15 protein-coding genes and 1 riboswitch are annotated in these 16,785 nt (G+C 68.7%); of the genes, 3 read left to right on the top strand and 12 right to left on the bottom strand.

Features of this window, described 5'->3' with window-relative positions; all coding sequences use genetic code 11:
* Positions 1-78 precede the first annotated feature (78 nt).
* On the bottom strand, positions 79-1,041 hold the full coding sequence (locus AB0D27_RS23330) for a YafY family protein (RefSeq protein WP_362511887.1): 963 nt from the start codon (positions 1,039-1,041) through the stop codon (positions 79-81).
* A gap of 104 nt (positions 1,042-1,145) precedes the next feature.
* Between AB0D27_RS23330 and AB0D27_RS23335 the strand changes: the two genes are divergently transcribed.
* A complete protein-coding gene (locus AB0D27_RS23335) occupies positions 1,146-1,736 on the top strand; it encodes a TIGR03086 family metal-binding protein (protein WP_362511890.1) in 591 nt (196 codons plus the stop codon).
* Positions 1,737-1,752: 16 nt separating this feature from the next.
* Here AB0D27_RS23335 and AB0D27_RS23340 read toward each other — a convergent pair whose 3' ends face one another.
* Entirely contained in the window at positions 1,753-2,613 is an 861-nt protein-coding gene (locus AB0D27_RS23340) for a thioesterase family protein (RefSeq protein ID WP_362511893.1), read from the bottom strand.
* Positions 2,614-2,790: 177 nt separating this feature from the next.
* On the opposite strand from AB0D27_RS23340, the gene AB0D27_RS23345 reads away from it, so the two are divergent.
* On the top strand, positions 2,791-4,059 hold the full coding sequence (locus tag AB0D27_RS23345) for an alpha/beta hydrolase-fold protein (protein ID WP_362511896.1): 1,269 nt from the start codon (positions 2,791-2,793) through the stop codon (positions 4,057-4,059).
* Here the strand turns inward: AB0D27_RS23345 and AB0D27_RS23350 are convergent.
* Both AB0D27_RS23350 and AB0D27_RS23355 read right to left on the bottom strand, forming a co-directional pair.
* On the bottom strand, positions 3,959-4,624 hold the full coding sequence (locus AB0D27_RS23350) for a trimeric intracellular cation channel family protein (RefSeq protein ID WP_362511899.1): 666 nt from the start codon (positions 4,622-4,624) through the stop codon (positions 3,959-3,961). The genes AB0D27_RS23345 and AB0D27_RS23350 overlap by 101 nt on opposite strands.
* A gap of 66 nt (positions 4,625-4,690) precedes the next feature.
* Entirely contained in the window at positions 4,691-6,082 is a 1,392-nt protein-coding gene (locus AB0D27_RS23355) for a M1 family metallopeptidase (protein WP_362511902.1), read from the bottom strand.
* A 404-nt stretch (positions 6,083-6,486) separates the two neighbouring features.
* Between AB0D27_RS23355 and AB0D27_RS23360 the strand changes: the two genes are divergently transcribed.
* A complete protein-coding gene (locus AB0D27_RS23360) occupies positions 6,487-7,056 on the top strand; it encodes a hypothetical protein (RefSeq protein ID WP_362511905.1) in 570 nt (189 codons plus the stop codon).
* 130 nt (positions 7,057-7,186) lie between these two features.
* Here the strand turns inward: AB0D27_RS23360 and AB0D27_RS23365 are convergent, their stop codons facing one another.
* From AB0D27_RS23365 to AB0D27_RS23400, 8 genes are all read right to left on the bottom strand, one after another.
* A complete protein-coding gene (locus AB0D27_RS23365) occupies positions 7,187-8,458 on the bottom strand; it encodes a dipeptide ABC transporter ATP-binding protein (protein WP_362511908.1) in 1,272 nt (423 codons plus the stop codon).
* A gap of 14 nt (positions 8,459-8,472) precedes the next feature.
* Positions 8,473-9,570 (bottom strand): ABC transporter ATP-binding protein, encoded by a 1,098-nt coding sequence (locus tag AB0D27_RS23370; RefSeq protein WP_362511910.1) that lies wholly within the window; start codon positions 9,568-9,570, stop codon positions 8,473-8,475.
* A complete protein-coding gene (locus AB0D27_RS23375) occupies positions 9,567-10,565 on the bottom strand; it encodes an ABC transporter permease (RefSeq protein WP_362511913.1) in 999 nt (332 codons plus the stop codon). Before AB0D27_RS23375 ends, AB0D27_RS23370 begins: the two co-directional genes overlap by 4 nt.
* A gap of 111 nt (positions 10,566-10,676) precedes the next feature.
* On the bottom strand, positions 10,677-12,470 hold the full coding sequence (locus tag AB0D27_RS23380; protein WP_362511916.1) for an ABC transporter substrate-binding protein: 1,794 nt from the start codon (positions 12,468-12,470) through the stop codon (positions 10,677-10,679).
* A 68-nt stretch (positions 12,471-12,538) separates the two neighbouring features.
* Entirely contained in the window at positions 12,539-13,546 is a 1,008-nt protein-coding gene (locus AB0D27_RS23385; protein ID WP_362511919.1) for an ABC transporter permease, read from the bottom strand.
* 398 nt (positions 13,547-13,944) lie between these two features.
* A complete protein-coding gene (locus AB0D27_RS23390; protein ID WP_362511922.1) occupies positions 13,945-14,745 on the bottom strand; it encodes an enhanced serine sensitivity protein SseB C-terminal domain-containing protein in 801 nt (266 codons plus the stop codon).
* A 187-nt stretch (positions 14,746-14,932) separates the two neighbouring features.
* A complete protein-coding gene (locus AB0D27_RS23395; protein ID WP_362511925.1) occupies positions 14,933-15,727 on the bottom strand; it encodes an enhanced serine sensitivity protein SseB in 795 nt (264 codons plus the stop codon).
* A gap of 100 nt (positions 15,728-15,827) precedes the next feature.
* A complete protein-coding gene (locus AB0D27_RS23400; protein ID WP_362512020.1) occupies positions 15,828-16,502 on the bottom strand; it encodes an AAA family ATPase in 675 nt (224 codons plus the stop codon).
* 168 nt (positions 16,503-16,670) lie between these two features.
* Positions 16,671-16,763, top strand: a riboswitch (glycine riboswitch).
* Positions 16,764-16,785 lie beyond the last annotated feature (22 nt).

Genomic DNA, 16,785 nt, shown 5'->3' on the forward strand with positions numbered 1-16,785 from the left:
GCCAGAGCACCAGATCCACATAGGCCCGCGCTGTGCCGGACCTGTGCGTTGCTGTGGATCACCGGCCCCGCGCCGGTCTCAATCGCCCTCGTAGACCGCGCTGATGGCGGCCGCCGTCGCCGCCAACTCCTGCCGCACCCGCGGCGGCCCGAGGACCTCCACCGCGTTCCCGAAGGCCAGCAGCGTGCGGGCCTCGCCCACGAAGCCGTACGACAGCCGGGCGCGTACCCACTCGCTCGCGCCGTCGTCCGGCGGCAACTCCGTGAGCGAGGCGGCGTTGAGGCGCAGGAACATGTCGAGGCGGGAGCGCTGTACCCGAACTGTGACATCGAGACCGCCGGGCCGCTCCTCCACCTGCCGTCGCAATACCTCCCAGGCGTCGGCGAGTTCGACGCCGGGCCGCCGCTTCACCGGATCCGGCAGCACCGTCGCCGACCGCACCCGGTCGGCCCGGAACAGCCGCGGCTTCCCACGCCGGTCGGCGACGAGGTACCAGACGCCCGCCTTGGACACGAGTCCGTACGGGTCGACGGTGTACATGCTCGGTTCGGCGTCCCCGCTGTGCCGGTAGCGCAGCCGCAGGCGGCGGTCGGTGAACACCGCGTCCTGCAGCACCTCCAGGTCGACGGCCCGCTGCGGGCCGCCCTTCCAGCGCGTCGCGTCGACCAGGATGCGACGGCTGGTCACCTCGGCGGCGGGGCGGTGCGGCGCGGGCAGCGCGGCCATCACCTTGCGCAGCGCGGACCCGAGCGCCGCGTCCAGGCCGAGCGCGGCGTGCGCGCCCTGTGCGGCCAGGATGAACAGCGCGCGGGACTCGTCGGCGGTCAGCCCCGTGACGTCCGTACGGAATCCGGCGAGCAGCTCAATGCCTCCGTGCCGCCCGCGCTCGGCGTACACCGGTACCCCCGAGGCGGACAGGGCCTCGATGTCCCGGTAGATGGTGCGCACGGACACCTCGAGCCGGTCGGCCAGTTCATGCGCCGGCACGCGGCCACGGGTCTGCAGCAGCAGGAGGATCGAGAGCAGGCGGTCGGACTTCACGCCCTCAGGATCGCGCCCGGCGAAGGTCTCGGCAAATGTTGACGGAAACTGTCAGGTTATGCGGCGAACGTGGGGGCACACCGACACACGGAAGAGGTTCAGCCATGAACGCCATCGACCCCCGCCCCCTGTACGCCCGCGCCGCCGAGCAGATCGCCGCGCTGGTCGAGACCGTGCGGCCGGAGCGGCTCGCCGGCCCCACGCCGTGCGCCGAGTACGACGTACGGACCCTGCTGTCGCACATCGTCGGAGGCACCCGCCGTATCGCCGTGATCGGGGCGGGCGGGGACGGGCTCGCCGTACGGCCGTTCGCCGAGGGGGTTCCTGACGACGGCTGGAGTGCCGCGTACGACGAGGTCAGGGCGCAGGTGCGGAAGGCCTGGGCGGACGACGCGCGGCTGGACGCTCCGGTCCACGTGCCGTGGGGAGAGGCACCCGGCCGCAACGCCCTCGCCGGTTACGTGATGGAGGCCGTCACCCACACCTGGGACCTCTCCGAGGCGCTCGGACGACCGCTCGAACTCGACCCTGAACTCGCCGAGTTCGCGCTCGCCATGGCCCGGCGGGTACTGCCGGACGAGCTGCGCGAGGGCGACGAGCTGCCCTTCGACTCGGCGGTTCCGGCTCTCGAAGAGGCCGACGCCTACGGCCTGTTGGCGGCCTACCTCGGCCGTCGCCCCCTGATCCCCGCGTAGGACGAACGCGCCGTACTCAGCCCAGTCTGACGCGCGCGAGCTGCCGGGACTGCGCGACCAGCCGGTCCGCGCTGTCCCACACCTCGGCGTCCTCCTCCAGGAAGCCCCCGGCGAGGTTGCGCGTGGTGATCGACACCCGCAGCGGACCGGGCGCCGGACGCGAGCGTACGTGCACGGTCAGCTCCACGGTCGGCACCCAGCCGGACAGCCCGATCTCGAACGCGGTCGGCGGCAGCGCGTCGACCGCGAGGAGCAGCGAGAGGGGATCGGCGTCGCGGCCGTCGGCGAGCCCGAACCAGGCTCGCATCTCGCCCTTCCCGGACGGCGCACCGAGCGCCCAGCCCAGGGTCGAGGGGTCGAGCTTGAGGAACAGCCGGTCGGCGATCGCCGAGCTGCCGGGAACGGGCGCCGGGGCGTCTTGCGGTCCGAAGCACTGGTCGATCGGCGGGATCGCGGGCGGCCGCGCGGTCGTACGGACGTCGTCGGGCAGGGTGTCGAGATCGCCGTACGAGGCGAGGACACGGATCCGCTCGATCTCGCGGCCCTCGTCGTCGTACTGGAAGAGGGACGCCTGTCCGGTCGACAGGGTCCGGCCGGTGCGGACGACGTCCGTGCGGACGACCGCCGGGCCCGGCTGGGAGGCGGTCAGATAGTGCGCGGAGATCGTGAACGGGTCGGAGTGCGGCAGGGCGTCCGCGAGCGCGCGGCCGAGGACGGCCAGCAGATAGCCGCCGTTGACGGCGTTGATGATCGTCCACCCGGCGGAGAGGTCGATGTCGTAGACGCCGGGTCCGCGCAGGGTGACCACGGTGTCGCGGTCGAACTCGCTGTCGCCGATCGTGGCCCGTACGGCCCGTACCGAAGCTGCTTCTGGCATGGGTGAACGGTACAACAGGAAATTACTAAGCGGTAGCTTTGGATGTTTCGGAGGCGTGACGTCTCCGCACAGGGGCGTGACGTCTCCCCACAAGGGAAGGGTGAGGACCCGGCAATTTCTTGGTAAGTGTCCGCACTCGTCCGTGACCGACTCCCCCGCCCACTCCTCTGACAGGACATGAGCCTCACCGGGACGCCGTTCCTCTTCACCGCGATCACGCTGTTCGCCGTCGCCCTGCTCGTGCCTCTCGTCCTGTGGTCACGGGTGCGCGGCCCCGCCCCCGTGCGCGGCGCCGCCCGCCTGCTGATGCTGCTCTTCGCCCAGGGCACGGCGATCACCCTGGTCTTCGTCCTCGTGAACAACGCCAACAGCCTGTACGACAACTGGGCCGACCTGCTGGGCACGGGCAACCACGTCCAGCAGGCCGCCGACCTCGGCGCGGACGGCACCGGCGGGATCGCTCTCAAACAGCTGCCCAGGGTCCGGCAGACGTTCACGCAGGCCGACGGTCCCGGCATGCACCAGGCGGGCGGGGTGCGCGTCACTCAGCTCAAGGGCCGGGTGTCGGGGGTGAACGCGGAGGTGTATGTGTGGCTGCCGCCGCAGTACCAGGAACCTGCCTACCGCCACCGGAAGTTCCCCGTCGTCGAGCTGCTGCCGGGCTATCCGGGCTCGGCGAAGGCGTGGTTCGGCTCGATGAAGGTGCATGAGCAGCTGCTGCCGATGATGCGCACCGGGCAGGTCGCGCCGTTCATCCTGGTCGCGCCTCGCACCAACCTGGTGGCCCGGGTGGACACGGGCTGCGCGAACATCCCGGGCACGGTGAACGCGGACAGCTGGCTCAGCATCGACGTGCCGAGGATGGTGACGGACAACTTCCGCGCCGAGGCCGCCCCGGACGGCTGGGCCACCGCCGGCTACTCGGCGGGGGCACACTGCGCGGCCAAGCTCGCCATCGCGCATCCCGACCGCTACCGGGCCGCGGTGAGCCTGTCCGGCTACAACGACCCCATCGGCGAACGCAATTCGCTCCCCGCGCGCAGCCTGGCACTGCGCCGGCAGAACAATCCCTACCTGCTGCTGCGCGCCTACCGCACCCCGCCCCGCGTCGCGCTCTACGTCTCCGGCGAGTCCGGCGACGGCTACCAGGCGGGCGTGGCGCTCCAGCGGATCGCCCGGCGGCCTACGACCGTCGACGTGACGCTGCTGCCGAGGAGCGCGGGCGGCCACGACATGGGGCTGTGGCGGCCGCAGGTGCCTGAGGTGTTCCGCTGGCTGACCCAGCAGTTCCGCTCCGGGACCGGCGGGACCACCGGGACCACCGGGACCGGCGGGATCACGGGGGCTAAGGGGTCTCCTCCTCCCGCACCGTCGAGCGGCGGTTCCAGGCGCGCGGCGCTCGCCAGTGGAACCGCATCGCGAGCAGCCTCAGCACGAAGGCCGTGACCACGGCCAGACCACTGGTGAACGGGGTGAGCGCGTCGTAGCGGATGCACAGCACCACCAGTGCGCTGCCGACCATCGCGGGGACCGCGTACAGGTCGCGGTCCCAGCGCAGCAGCGAGGGCACCTCGTTGGCGAGCACGTCACGCAGCACACCACCGCCGACGGCGGTGGCCAGACCCAGGGCGGCCGACTGGGTCAGCCCGAGCCCGTACTCGTACGCCTTCGTCGTGCCCGCGACACAGAAGAGGCCGAGTCCGGCCGCGTCGAAAACGTTGACGGCGACCTGGGTCCGCTCCACCTGCGGGTGGAGGAAGAAGACCAGCAGGGCGGCGAGCAGCGGGGTGCTGAAATAGCCGAGATCGGTGAACGCGGCCGGGGGCACGGCCCCGATGATCAGGTCCCGGAACAGCCCTCCGCCCAGCGCGGTGACCTCGGCGAGTACGGCGATGCCGAAGACGTCGAAGTTCTTGCGGACGGCCAGCAGCGCGCCGGAGATCGCGAAGACGAAGATTCCCACGAGGTCGAGCACATGCTGGACGGAGGGGCTGAACAGTTCCTGGAGCACTCGAACATTCTCACCCGCCGACGGGCGTGAACCTTACAAAGCAAGGTCCGCGCCCGTCAGCACGGCCTACACCACCGGCTTGCCCGTCGTGTAGATCCAGGTCTGAAAGAGGTCGTCGAGCTGCTGTCCGGAGACCTTCTCGGCGAGGCGGATGAAGTTGGCGGTGTTGGCGTTGCCGTACTTGTGCAGCTTCGTCCAGGCGGGCAGCAGCTTGAAGAAGGCGGTGTCGCCGATGCGTTCGCGCAGCATCTGGAGTGTCATCGCGCCGCGCTGGTAGACCGCCGAGGCGAACATCGTGTCGCGCTGCGGGTCGGCGACCGTGATCTGCCAGAAGGCGGAGTCCGCGGGCCGCGCGTTGTATCCGGCCGCGAACGAGTCGCGGGCCGAGCGGATGCCCTTGTGCTCGGCCCACAGCCACTGGGCGTAGGTCGCGAAGCCCTCGTTCAGCCAGATGTCCTTCCAGCGCTCCACCGAGACGGAGTCGCCGAACCACTGGTGGGCCAGCTCGTGCACGATGGTCGTCTCGGACCGCACGGCCGAGTACGCGGGCTTCGACTGCACCTCCAGCGAGAACCCCGCCTCCGGCATGTCGTCGACGATCGCGCCGGTCTCCTCGAAGGGATAGGGACCGAAGACCTGCGACCAGTAGTCGGTGGCCTCGGCGGTGACGCCGTACACGTCGACGCTGTTGCTGTTCGCGAGCACCGGGTCGATGGCGACGTAGATGGGCGTCCCGGCGGGGGTCGTGCCCGTCTTCACGTCGAACTTTCCGATGGTGGCGGTCGCGAGATAGGTGGCCATGGGTTTGCTCTCGCGCCAGTGCGTGAAGGTCTGGTCGCCCTTGTCGTACGTCGATATCAGGCGGCCGTTGGAGACACCCGTCAGGCCTTTCGGCGCCTTGATGCGGATGTCGTAGGTCGCCTTGTCGGACGGGTGGTCGCTGGCCGGGAACCAGGTGGAGGCGGCGTTGGGCTCGCAGGCGACGAAGACGCCGTCGGTGGTCTTCATCCACCCGTAGTCGGAGCCGAAGACGATGGGCCCGTTCAGCGGCTCGGGGACACCGCCGTAGGTGACGGTCACCGTGAAGGTCCGGCCCTTCGACAGCGTGCCGCGCGGAGTCACATGGATCTCGTCGCCGTCCCGCGTGAAGTCGGCGCGTCTGCCGTTCACTTCGACCCTGGTGACCTCGAGCTTCTGGAGGTCCAGGTCGAAGGCGGAGAGGTTCTGGGTGGCACGGGCCGTGAGAGTCGTACGGCCGTCGAGGCGGTCGGTGTCCGGGTTGTACGCCACGTCGAGGTCGTAGTGGCGGGCGTCGAAGCCGCCGTTGCCGAGCTGCGGGAAGTAGGGATCGCCGATGCCGTCGGCGCCCGGGGTGGGGGCGGAGGAGGCGGCGATGACGAGGAAGGAGGCCGCCGCGGTCGCGAGGGCTCCTAAGCGTGCCGAACGGGAGAGTGCCATGAGCGTCCCTTTCGAGCGTGTTCCGATCGCACGGACACGCGAGACTCTGCACTCTCCCGTTCAGGCATGTTCATGACTTTGCCAACTTGTCATGCGCGACCCCTTGGTTCACTCCTGTTCGTGACGCGGATCACATCGCCTCGAGACTATGTCCGTTTGAATACCGGAAGGGAAGATTTCCCGCCTCCGCACGACGGGAAAACCAGACATCCAGAAGTGCGCCCACCGCCCCCGAAACAAGGAATTGAGGGTCGCTTGAGGGTAAATACAGGTAAAATGCCCATCCCGCTTGTCGTGGTCACAGCAGCTGAGTAACTTCACATACATCAGCGCGGAACAGGGACGACCGGTATCCCACGCCGCAATAAAACTGAGTGCACACAAAAGAAAACGGGGTTGCAATAATGAGAGAATTCGGCAAGACCGGCCGAGTGATCGCGGCGACAGCGCTCCTGGTAGGCGCCTCCATCGCCGTTCCCGCCGTCGCCTCCGCGTCGCCGTCGGCGAATCACCCGATGAACTGCGGAACCGACCCGTTCATCACCGTCGACTCGTACGGCACGCCGTACTACAAGCCCATCGGCAGCACCGCCGGGAAGTACAACGCCAGCAGCTCGACCTCGACACTCACCTACGCGCTCCAGACGACCACGAGCCGCTCGACCAGCTGGACCATCGGCGGCAGTGCGAGTGTGAGCTGGGGAATCGGCAAGGTCGAAGCGAACTTCAACCACAACGTGACCAAGACGACCACCAAGGGCATCACGGTTACGGACACCTTGAGTGTCAAGGGAAAGAACTACGGCTATGTCACCCCGAAGGTCGAGTACCGCCGTTTCAACATCCGCAAGGAACACTACGGCGCGAATTGCAAGGTCGTCGTGAACCAGGACTACGGCGTCATCGACGTGATCTGGACTTACCCCTTCTTCTCCGAATGCGTCGCCCAGCACGCGTGCACGACGAAGCCGTGATATACGGAGAATGAATCGGGGCGTGCGTGCCGTAAAAAGGCCGAGCGCAGCCTCAACGCCGGAAAGGGGGCGGACAGACGGGATTGCTCCCGTCTGTCCGCCCCCTTTCCTGTGGCAGCGGACCGTCTTTTCAGCTCTGGGTGTTTCCCGGGTCCTCAGGCTCCTGCCCACTCGCCTCCGCCGAGGCCTCGGCGTCCGGAGAAACCTCAGCGTCCGAAGCGGCCGAGGAAGTCACGGCATCGTCCTCGACCATCGCGGCCACCGCGGCCGACGTCTCCGCCGACTCCTCCAGCACCGCCTTCGGCACCAGCTCCACCGCCTCCTTGGCGTCGGAGAGCAGGACCGTGTCATGCGGAGCCTGGTCCTCGAAGTTCTCCGGGTGGTGGCAGGCGACCTGCTGACCGGGCTTCAGCTCCAGGAGCGGGGGCTCGGTCGTCTTGCAGATCTCCGTGGCCTTCCAGCACCGCGTGTGGAAGCGGCAGCCGCTCGGCGGCGAGATCGGCGAGGGCACGTCGCCCTTGAGCAGGATGCGCTCACTCTTGGCCGACTTGCGCCGCGGGTCCGGGATCGGCACCGCCGACATCAGCGCCTTGGTGTATGGGTGCATCGGCGCCCGGTACAGCGACTCGCGGTCGGCCAGCTCGACGATCTTGCCGAGGTACATCACCGCGATCCGGTCCGAGACGTGCCGGACGACCGAGAGGTCGTGCGCGATGATCACGTACGTGAGGCCGAGCTCCTGCTGCAGGTCGTCGAGAAGGTTGACGACCTGCGCCTGGATCGACACGTCGAGCGCCGAGACCGGCTCGTCCGCCACGACCAGCTTCGGGTTGAGCGCGAGCGCGCGGGCGATGCCGATGCGCTGGCGCTGACCGCCGGAGAACTCGTGCGGATAGCGGTTGTAGTGCTCGGGGTTGAGGCCGACCACGGACAGCAGGCGCTGGACTTCCTTCTTGATGCCGCCCTCGGGATTGACGCCCTGCAGCTTGAAGGGGGCACCGACGATCGTGCCGATGGTGTGGCGCGGGTTCAGCGACGAGTAGGGGTCCTGGAAGATCATCTGGACATCGCGGCGCAGCGGGCGCATACCGCTGACCCCGAGGTGCGTGATGTCCTTGCCCTCGAACTCGACCGTGCCGGCCGTCGGTTCGAGCAGCCGGGTGATCAGCCGGCCCATCGTCGACTTGCCACATCCCGACTCGCCGACGACACCGAGCGTTTCACCGGCCTTGACCTCGAAGTCGATGCCGTCGACCGCGCGCACCGCGCCGACCTGCCGCTGGAGCAGGCCCTTGCGGATCGGGAAGTGCTTCTTGAGCCCGGTCACCTTCAGCAGGGTCTCGCCGGGGGCGGCGCCGTCCTTGGTGACCACGGTGCCTTCGCTCTGCGCAGGGATGCCCACTGCTTTGTCCTCGCTCACAGCTTCGGCGCAATCTCTTCGGTCCAGATACGCTCCCGCTGCTCCTGCGTCATGTGGCAGGCGGCCCAGTGCTGGCTGCCGACCTCGGTCAGCTCGGGGCGGACCGTGCGGGTGACGTCGTCCTTCGGGATGTCGGCGTACGGGCAGCGCGGGTTGAAGGCGCAGCCGGACGGGATGTTGATCAGCGAGGGCGGGGATCCCTTGACCGGGATCAGTCGCTCCTGCTGCTCGCGGTCCAGGCGCGGCATCGAGCCGAGCAGACCCCAGGTGTAGGGGTGCCGGGGCTCGTAGAACACCTTCTCGGCCGGGCCCCGCTCGACGCAACGGCCGCCGTACATCACCAGGATGTCGTCGGCGAGCTCGGCGACGACGCCCAGGTCGTGGGTGATGATGACGACCGCGGAGCCGAACTCCACCTGCAGATCCCGAATCAGGTCGAGGATCTGCGCCTGGACGGTCACGTCCAGGGCGGTCGTCGGCTCGTCCGCAATCAGCAGTTCGGGGTTGTTGACCAACGACATCGCGATCATCGCGCGCTGGCGCATACCGCCGGAGAACTCGTGCGCGTAGCTGTCCACCCGCTTGTCCGGCTGGGGGATGCCCACCCGGTCGAGCATCTCGACAGCGCGGCGCTTCGCGGTCTTCTTGTCGACGTTGTGGTGGATCCGGTACGCCTCCACGATCTGCTGACCGATCGTGTAGTACGGGTGCAGCGCCGACAGCGGATCCTGGAAGATCATCGCCATGTTGCGGCCGCGCAGCTTGCGTACGTGGTCCGGGTCCGCGGACAGCAACTCCGTGCCGTCGAGCCAGATCTCGCCGGAGATCTGCGCCTTGCGCTTGCCGTACTGGCCGGCGGTGTGCAGGCCCATGATGCCGAGCGAGGTCACCGACTTACCGGATCCGGACTCGCCCACGATACCGAGGGTCTTGCCCTTCTCCAGCTGGAAGCTGAGCCCGTCGACGGACTTGACCAGACCGTCGTCGGTGGGGAAGTGCACCTTCAGGTCGCGTACTTCCAGGAAGGCCGTCGGGGCGGGCGAGGCGCCGGTGGGCTCGCCCACGGCCGCTCCGCTCTTGCTGAGTTCCGTCATGCGAGCCTCACTCGGGGGTCGATCACGGCGTACAGGACGTCCACCACGAGGTTGGCGATCAGCACCGCGAGAGAAGTAATCAGGGTGACGCCCAGAATGATGGGCAGGTCCTGGTTCCTGATGGCGTCGAGTACGGCACGGCCGAGGCCGGGCAGGTTGAACGTCGACTCCGTCAGGATGGCGCCGCCGATGAGGGCGCCGAGGTCCATGCCGAGCATGGTCAGGATGGGCGTCATCGTGGAGCGCATGGCGTGCTTGCCGATGACGACCTGTTCCTTGAGGCCCTTCGCGCGTGCCGTGCGGATGTAGTCCTCGCCGAGGATCTCCAGCATGGTGGCACGGGTGATCCGGGCGTACATCGCCGCGTACAGGAACGCGAGGGTGATCCACGGCAGGATCATGCCGCCGAACCAGCCGCCGAAGCTCTGGGACAGGGGCACGTACTGCGCGTCGATCCACTTCAGCCCGAAGGCGAAGATCGCCAGACTGAGCAGACCGGTGAAGTAGATGGGGAGGGAGACACCCGCCAGGGCCACGACCATCGCGCCGCGGTCCCAGATGGTGCCCCGCTTGAGCGCGGAGAGCACGCCGGCCGCGACACCGAAGACCAGCCACAGCACGGCGGCACCGAGCGCGAGACCCAGGGTCACCGGGAAGCGGTCGGTGAGCACCGGCCAGACGGCCTGCTCGCTGCGGAAGGAGTAGCCGAAGCACGGTGCGGCGCAGTGCGTGACGTCGCCGCCGCCCGAGTAGGTGCGGCCGGCGAAGATGCCCTTGAAGAACTCCCAGACCTGGGAGTAGATCGGGTCGCCGAGTCCGAGCTTCTGCCGCACCGCCTCGACGGCGGCCGGGTCGGCCTGCTTGCCCACGAAGCTCGAGGCGATGTCGACGCCCGCCCACTTGGGGACGAGGAAGAAGATGCCGAAGACCACCATGACGATGACCACGAGCATCACTGCGGCGGCGAACAGCCGCCTGATGAGGTAAGCGAGCACAGCTTACGGCCCGCCGCGGGACCGCGGGCCACCGGAGGTCGTCCAGTGGCCCGCGATCACGCCGCGCCGGCCTTCACCTGCCTTTCGTGCCGTTCGGCGGGTGTGCCGGGTTTACTTCGCGGACTTCAGACCGAGGTTGACGAAGTCGTACATGCCGCTGTAGCCGTCGGTCGTGTAGACGTTCGCCAGGTTGTCCGAACGCCAGTTGATGAACTTCTCGAAGACGAAGGGCAGGTAGTAGCCGCCCTCCATGACCTTGTGGTTGATCTGCGTGGAGATCTTGGTCTTGCCGGCGTCGTCCAGCGTGTTGACGTACTGGTCGAACAGGCCGTCGATCGCCTTGTCCTTGATCAGCGCGTAGTTCGAGTTACCGCTCGGCAGGATGTACTTGCTGTCCCACAGCGGCAGACCGAAGCCCTGGACGGACGGGAAGTCCGGACCCCAGCCCATGATGATGATGCCGTAGCCCTTCTTCGCCACGTTCGAGGGGCTGCCGATGATGCCGGTGGTCTGCGAACCGTCGTACTGGTCGATCTGCGCGTTGATGCCGATCTTCTTCAGCGACGCCTGCAGGGACTGAGCGGTGGCCACCTCGACCGGCTTGTTGTTGCGGACGGCGATGGTGGTGGAGAAGCCGCTCGGCTTGCCGCAGGCCTTCAGCTCTTCCTTGGCCTTGGCGACGTTGCCGTTCTTGTTGGAGGTGGCGAGCTGGTACGGGTCGTACTTCTGGCCCTCGGCACCCGCGACGGACGGCGGCAGCATGTTGGTGCCGATGTCACCACCGGCGACCGGGCCACCGCGGGCGGTCTGCAGCGACACGTGGTCGGCGCCGTAGATCACGGCCTTGCGGCAGTGCTCGTTGTTGAACGGCTTCACGCTCTGCGGGAAGGTCGCGTAGCGGATGTAGCCGGAGACCGGGTTGTCCAGGTTGGCCTTGTGCTCCTTCAGGGCGGTGGTGCGGCCCTGCGGCGACATGCCGGTCTGGTTGATGTCCAGGTCCAGGTCACCGTTGAGCAGGCGCTGGTCCAGCTGGTTGGCGTCCGAGAAGAACGTGACCGAGATCTTGTCCGGGTACGCCTTTCGGATCGGGTCCGCAGACTGCTTCCACTCGGTGTTGCGCACCAGGTTCAGGCTCTTGCCCGGGCTGTACGACTCGAACTTGTACGGGCCGGAGGAGAACGGCTTCAGGCCGTACTTGGACTTGGTGTCCTTGTCCTGGCGGACCGGGGAGGCCGAGACCAGGGCCAGCATCTCCTCGAAGTCCGAGTTGGCCTTCGGGAGGTGGAAGACGATGGTCTTGTCGTCCGGCGTGGTGATCGCCTTCAGACCCAGCTTGTCCTTGGAGGTGTCCTTGTACGGGCCCTTGTACTCGCCCTTGGGGTCGAGCACGTCCTTCAGGTAGACCGGGCCGCCGGACAGCACGTCCTGCGCCCAGACACGCTCGATGCCGTACTTGACGTCCTTGGAGGTGATCGGCTTGCCGTCCTCCCAGGTGCTCCCGTCGCGCAGCGTGTACGTGTAGGTCTTGCCGCCGTCCGAGACCTTCGCGGTGCTGGTGGCCAGGTCCGGAGTGACCTCCGCGCCGGCCTTGCCCGGCTCCGTCTTGTTCGTGACGAGCTGGCGGCTGTAGTAGCGGGCGAAGTTCCACATGAAGCCGTAGTAACCGCGCGTGGTGTCCCACGAGTCGGCGTCCTGGGCACCACCGAACTTCAGCGTGCCGCCCTTCTTGGCCAGGGAGGCCTGGGCGGCCTTGTTGTTGGCTGCGTCGAAGCCGGCGGCGCCGGACTTCGAGCCGCCGCCGTCATTGCCACCGCCGCCGCACGCTGCCGTGGTCAGCAGCGCGGCGACCGCAGCAGCAGCGGCCAACGCCTGCTTACGCCGCCCTGAGGTGCGTTGGGTAGTCACGATCTCGGATCCTCCGGTTTTGATGAGAGACCCCGTGTTGGTGCCACGGGACGCTTGGGTACGGCAGTTCAGCGGGACGCCTTCGGGTCCAGCGCGTCCCGCACGCCGTCGCCGAAGAGGTTGAAGGCGAGGACGGTGATGAAGATCGCCACACCCGGGACCACCATGTACATGGGGTCCGACTCGTAGTAGTCGATCGCGCTCGAAAGCATCTGCCCCCAGGAGGCCGTGGGCGGCTTGACGCCCACGCCCAGGAAGCTGAGTGCCGCCTCGGTGAGGATGTTGGTGGGGATCATCATCGTCGTGTACACGATGATGGGCGCGACGAGGTTGGGCAGCAGCTCCTTGAAGAGGATGTAGAGCCGCCCGGCGCCCAGGGATCGGGCGGCCTCGACGTACTCGCGTTCACGCATCGAGAGCGTCTGGCCGCGCACCACGCGTCCGATGTAGGGCCAGCCGAAGAAGCCGATGACCAGGATCATCATGAACACACGCACGTTGGACCCGCTCAGGCCCAGCATGTTGTTCGGCATGACGGAGACCAGGGCGATGGTGAACAGCAGCTGCGGGAAGGCCAGCAGGCCGTCCATCACCCGGCTGATGAGCGAGTCGACCCAGCCGCCGAAGAACCCCGCCAGGATGCCCAGCACGGTACCGAGGATCACGGCGACCATGGCGGACAGGAAGCCGACCAGGAGCGAGACCCGGGCGCCGTAGAGGATGCGCGCGAAGATGTCGCGGCCGTTGACCGGCTCGACACCCAGCAGGTGGTGGCCGCTGATGCCGCCCAGCGCCCCCTTGGGGGTGCCGAAGAGCGGGTCGATCAGGCCCTCGTGGTAGGCGTCCGGATCCTGTCCGACCAGGCTCGTGATCACCGGCGCGAGCACGGCGACCACGATGAGGACGAGCACGACTACGCCGCCCGTCAGGGCGAGCTTGTCCCGCTTGAGACGCTCCCAGGCGATCCGGCCCAGGGAACGTCCCTGTACGGCCTTCACTCCGGCAGTGGCAATCGCCGCTTCCTCGGCCGCGCTCGGGGCCGCTTCCGCGGTCGGCTCGTGCAATGGTGCCGTCATCTGGCAGGGACCCCTCTCAACCGGCGGTAGCCGGCCCACACTTGCCGCTGTAGCGGCGTGATCAGTCCGTCGTACACGGGGGCGAACCCCCCTGGAGCGGGAGTCTTCAACGCATTGGCGATCTGTTACCAGACTTGACGGTGAATGGATGCGCAAACGTGATGCAGGCTGGAAGGTTCCGTTATCCGGACGGCGGGTAACGGGGGGCGGACAGTGGTGAGTTGGGGCAAAAGGGAGGAAATGGGACCTTCCTGCCTCATCTACGCGCGGAGAAGAGCCCACGGCCCCGGCTTCGATCCGCACCCCCCGGGCACTTCCGCGCGGGCCTCACCAGCCAAGCAAGGTCGGGCCCGCCGCCCTTCCGCGGGGGCGGGCCCGATCGCGTCGGATTCCTCGGGTCAGTAGCCGCCGGGGGCCGGCGGATAGCCGTATCCGCCCGGCACCGGTGCCTGGGCCGGAGCCGCGTGTGCCTCGCGGTCGTAGAACGGCCGGGCGTTGGCCCGCAGCCACATCGCCACCGGGTCGTACTCGTCGGACATCGCGACCGTCGAGACGGGCAGCCCGTCCGGGACCGCGCCGATGGACTGCTGCATCATCGCGCGCACCGAGTCGACGGCGGGCGGCGAAGTGTCGTACACATCCAGACCGACGGCCAGATACGGCGCCCCGAGCGCGGGCTGCACCCAAGCGCGGCGCAGTGAGCGCACGGCCGGGGTGCGGTGCGCGTTCTGCGTGAGCAGGGCGTAGAACTGCGGGATCTCGATGGCCGGTTCGCAGAGCCGGAGCGGGCCCGAGGGCTGCCGTTCCAGGCCGGTGGCGATGCGGCGCAGATCCAGCCAGGGGATGCCGACGCCGCCGCCGGGGGCGTGCGGATTGAGCCAGAGGCCGAAGTGGTCGGCGTAGAGGGTGCGGGCGACGTCGAGGCCGTCGACGACCTCGTACGAGCGGTTCCAGCCGCTGGCCGAGAGCTCCTGGGCGGAGGTGACACAGGGCGCGTACCCGAAGCCGTCGACCTCCATGTTCCCGTACTGGGCGTCCGGGGAGCCGGCCTGGCCGTGCCAGAGCAGCATCCAGACCTGGCCGGACGACGGGGTCGCGAGCGCGCGAAGGAGCGCCTCGTAGGCGTCGTAACGCCCCGGCGTCACCTGGCGCAGCATGTGCTCGACCTGCCCGGCAGCAGCCGTGCCGCTCGCGCTCACCGTTTACCGCCCTTCAAGGAGGACCTGGACCTTGGATATGAAACCAGCTTAGGTGGCCCCGCCGACAGCAACCGCCCAAGAGCTCGGGACTTGCTGTCGTCTCGCGGCTGCGGGCCGGTTCCTGGCTGGTCGCGCGCACGCGGCGGAGCCGCACAATGTCACGCCCCGCCCCCCTGAAGGGCGCTGCTCAGTGGCCGTGTTGATAGAAGGGCCGCACGTTCGTGCTCATCCAGTGGCCCACCGGGTCCTGGGCCACGTCCAGGAGGACCAGGTTCACCGGCCACTTCACCGGGACCTTGCTCAGGGCCCGGCCCAGCGCCTCCATGGGGAGCGCGCGGAGGTCTCCCTCCCACTGGGACAGCTCGACTCCGACGAACATCACCGGATCGGCGGTCTCGATGGCGGCGAGGCAGCGACGGGCGGTCAGGACGACGCCGGTCCCGGCGAACTCGGCGGAGGCGGCGGACAGGAAGTCCACCGGATCGTCCTGCCAGTCGGGCTCGAACAGCCGCACCCGGCCGCCGCTCGCGGGTCCGTCCAGCGGGGTCCGCCCGGTCCGGCACAGCTCGGCGACGGCGATCGGCGGCAGCGGTACGCCCACCACACCGTCCGGGTTGACCGCGATGCCGACCTGCGGCGGGAGTCCTCGGGCGAACTCGACCGCCGGCGCGATCGTGTACGACATATGGCCGCCGGTGACCTGGCGGAACTGCTCCTCGGAGCTGAAGACGGGGACGTATGACTGGCCCTCGATCTCCAGCGTGGGCAGGTCGAGCGGGCCGCCGTGCGGGCCGCCGCCGTTCGGCAGGGGCACCCAGACGAAGCTGCGGCCGAGCACCTCGACGATGCGCGCGCCGGCCGAGGGGACGCCGAGGGACGCGGCGAGTACCTCCTCCAGCTCGTTGCCCGGCCATCCGCCGTGCGGATGCGGGTGCGCCGACGCCGAGAAGCCGGGGCTTTCGGGGAATTCGGGGAAGTCCATCTGTCTACCGCCTGCTGTGAACCACTGTTCCGGCTGGCAAGGTTAATGGGCTCATGCGACCGGTCGGCGTTAACGGGCTCATGCGACCGGTCGGCCGCGCTCAGTCGGCGAAGTCGATCCGGCGCAGCACGTCCGCCGCGGCCCGGTCGATGAGGACCGCCGAGCCGCAGCCCTCCGGCAGGTCGCCCCGCTCGACGGAGCGCAGCAGCCGGGTGAGCGCGCCGCGGTGGCGTGCGAAGGCGTAGCGCGACACGCCCCGGCCGCGCTCGCGCTGGCCCTCACGGGCGGTGCCGGGCGCCACGTCGAGCAGCAGCAGGTGCAGCGCGCCGCCCCGGCGCCGGGCCTCCCGGGCGAGCCAGCGGCGCACCCATGCCTGCGTACCGCAGTCGTGCACGACGACTCCGGCGCCGGAGCGCAGCGTGCGGCGCAGACCCGCGTAGTGCGCGAGGCGGACCAGGGGGCGGTAGACGGCGTACGGCAGCCAGCCGGCCATCCGGCCGTCCCAGCGGTCGCGGGTGTCCTGCGAGTCGACGCGCGCGCCCGTGACGGCGCGGCGCATCAGCGTCGACTTGCCGCTGCCGGGCAGCCCGGTGACCACGACGAGGTCCGACGTTCCGAAGCGCAGACCGTGCGGGCTGTGTGCCGCGCGGTCCCTGAGGTCGCGCACGACGGCCGTCGGGAGCGGCCCGCAGGCCTCCCGGGCCGGGGCGCCGGGCCGCTTGGGCAGCGCGATGGCCGAGGTCGTCGCGTACGCCGTGGCCTTGTTCACCGTGATCGTCCTCCCCTTGGGTGTGGAGTGCCCTCCCCGCCGAGTGTAAAGAGAAGGTAATGCGCGGTGTCTGTCGTTTCCGTACCCGGACTGCCACAGCCCGGTTACAGATCCGGGCTGCCCGGATCGGACGGCGCGTGCAATGATGTGCCCGCCAACTGCATACCGGCCGCTTGAATCCGCGCGGGAGAGTCCCAGGTCACCCTGGGCGCCGAAGGAGCAAGTCCCTCCCTTGAATCTCTCAGGCCCCGTTACCGCGCGGGCGAGGCACATCTGAAAAGCGGGCCGC

This window comes from Streptomyces sp. NPDC048415, from assembly GCF_040651675.1.
Taxonomy (GTDB): domain Bacteria; phylum Actinomycetota; class Actinomycetes; order Streptomycetales; family Streptomycetaceae; genus Streptomyces.

Bases quoted from the DNA above. Each gene is read 5' to 3' on its own strand.
- AB0D27_RS23335 (WP_362511890.1), top strand. From the start codon at position 1,146: ATGAACGCCATCGACCCCCGCCCCCTGTACGCCCGCGCCGCCGAGCAG.
- AB0D27_RS23340 (WP_362511893.1), bottom strand. From the start codon at position 2,613: ATGCCAGAAGCAGCTTCGGTACGGGCCGTACGGGCCACGATCGGCGAC.
- AB0D27_RS23345 (WP_362511896.1), top strand. From the start codon at position 2,791: ATGAGCCTCACCGGGACGCCGTTCCTCTTCACCGCGATCACGCTGTTC.
- AB0D27_RS23355 (WP_362511902.1), bottom strand. From the start codon at position 6,082: ATGGCACTCTCCCGTTCGGCACGCTTAGGAGCCCTCGCGACCGCGGCG.
- AB0D27_RS23360 (WP_362511905.1), top strand. From the start codon at position 6,487: ATGAGAGAATTCGGCAAGACCGGCCGAGTGATCGCGGCGACAGCGCTC.
- AB0D27_RS23370 (WP_362511910.1), bottom strand. From the start codon at position 9,570: ATGACGGAACTCAGCAAGAGCGGAGCGGCCGTGGGCGAGCCCACCGGC.
- AB0D27_RS23385 (WP_362511919.1), bottom strand. From the start codon at position 13,546: ATGACGGCACCATTGCACGAGCCGACCGCGGAAGCGGCCCCGAGCGCG.
- AB0D27_RS23395 (WP_362511925.1), bottom strand. From the start codon at position 15,727: ATGGACTTCCCCGAATTCCCCGAAAGCCCCGGCTTCTCGGCGTCGGCG.